General features: G+C 59.7%; 3 protein-coding genes and 1 pseudogene. All 4 read left to right on the plus strand.

The genetic code is table 11. From position 1 onward, the window contains the following. Positions 1 to 105 precede the first annotated feature (105 nt). The 4 genes and pseudogenes from ACSFA8_RS27130 to ACSFA8_RS27145 all read left to right on the plus strand — a co-directional run bounded on the left by ACSFA8_RS27130 (position 106) and on the right by ACSFA8_RS27145 (position 1237). The gene (locus ACSFA8_RS27130) at positions 106 to 654 is read left to right on the plus strand and encodes a type IV toxin-antitoxin system AbiEi family antitoxin domain-containing protein (RefSeq protein WP_435482557.1); all 549 of its coding nucleotides are present in this window, start codon (positions 106 to 108) and stop codon (positions 652 to 654) included. Continuing rightward, positions 651 to 878, plus strand: a complete 228-nt coding sequence (locus tag ACSFA8_RS27135) for a hypothetical protein (RefSeq protein WP_435482558.1) — start codon at positions 651 to 653, stop codon at positions 876 to 878. Before ACSFA8_RS27130 ends, ACSFA8_RS27135 begins: the two co-directional genes overlap by 4 nt. Further along, positions 844 to 963 (plus strand): annotated as a pseudogene (locus ACSFA8_RS27140) (FAD-linked oxidase C-terminal domain-containing protein); the annotation flags it as partial. The gene ACSFA8_RS27135 and the pseudogene ACSFA8_RS27140, both read left to right, overlap by 35 nt. 37 nt (positions 964 to 1000) lie before the next feature. Continuing rightward, complete coding sequence (locus ACSFA8_RS27145) at positions 1001 to 1237, plus strand: hypothetical protein (protein WP_435482559.1); 237 nt, start codon at positions 1001 to 1003, stop codon at positions 1235 to 1237. Positions 1238 to 1307 lie beyond the last annotated feature (70 nt).

Genomic DNA, 1307 nt, shown 5'->3' on the forward strand with positions numbered 1-1307 from the left:
TCTTCCTCTTGCCAGCTTGCTCGGCATCCGCAAAACTGATCTGGCTCATCGCTCGTGCTCCTTTGCAGGTTCAGTCCTTCATGCAAGAAACGTGCTCTTGATCAGATGTTCCCTAGCGATCTAGATGCCATCAAAGCACCGCGAGTTATGTTGACACGCCTAACCGCCGCTGGTCTGCTTGACAAGGTCGGGCGAGGCCTCTACCGCCTGCCCAGCCATACGGGTTCGGAACACGAAAGTCTCGCGGCGCTGGCGACCAAGGTGCCGCAAGCTGTGTTCTGCCTACTTACCGCTTTGCAATTCCACGAACTGACCACGCAGCTGCCGCGCCAGATCTGGATCGCCATGCCACGGGGTAGCCATGCGCCCCGGATCGACTACCCGCCGACCAAGATGGTTCAGATGGCAGGTGAAGCCTACACGGCCGGCGTCGAGACAGTCGAGCGAGACGGCGTCACCCTGTACGTGTACGGCGTAGCCAAAACCGTGGCCGATTGTTTCAAGCACCGCAACAAGATCGGCATGGACGTGGCACTGGAGGCTCTGAAGGACGCGCGAGCCGGCAACCGGGCTACAACGGATGAAATCTGGCGGTATGCCAAGGTCTGCCGTGTGGCCAATGTGATGCGCCCGTATTTGGAGGCCATCGCATGAGCGATCTCGCCGCATCTGTCCGCGCGCGCCTCCTGAACGTAGCCAGGGCACAGGACGTGGATTTCACTCAGGTGCTTGTGCGCTACGCGCTGGAGCTACCCGAGTTGAGCGGCACGCAGCTGCATGCCGAGTTGAAGCGCCGCGGTGTGAAGACGGCTTCGGTCGCCGCGTTGAACGTGCTGTCCGAAACGCAGCGCCGCAGCGATCCGCGAGATCTCCGATGAGGTGTTCGAACTGACCCGCAAGTACAAGGGCGTGCTTTGGGGCGAGCACGGCAAGGGCTTCCGATCCGAGTACGCACCCGAGTTCCTTCGGACCGCTCTATGCACGGATATGCAGCGTTGTCGTGGTGCAGGACGCCTTTACCTCGTACTACGACAGCGCGGTGGTGCTCGACTTCTTGGAACTTTTGGTCCGGCTTGGCTTCACGGCATGGATCGCGCCGTTCAGGCCCAACGGCAAGCCGCAGCATGTGCTCGGCTTGCTGGGTAAGTTTCAGATCTCCCGAAGAGCCGAAATGGCGGTGTCGATGTCGTCTGACCCTGCCTCGATTTCACGTACAGCAAGAAAGTTGGAAACTTGAGCTGTATGGAGAATCGAAATGCGAGATAGCAAGCTGCCGAAACGGCAGTACACGGACGAATTCAAGGTCG

This window comes from Variovorax nitratireducens (genome assembly GCF_051216545.1).
Classification (GTDB): Bacteria; Pseudomonadota; Gammaproteobacteria; order Burkholderiales; family Burkholderiaceae_C; genus Variovorax.

Coding starts and splice junctions, on each gene's coding strand:
- ACSFA8_RS27130 (WP_435482557.1), top strand. CDS start 106: ATGTTCCCTAGCGATCTAGATGCCATCAAAGCACCGCGAGTTATGTTG.
- ACSFA8_RS27135 (WP_435482558.1), top strand. CDS start 651: ATGAGCGATCTCGCCGCATCTGTCCGCGCGCGCCTCCTGAACGTAGCC.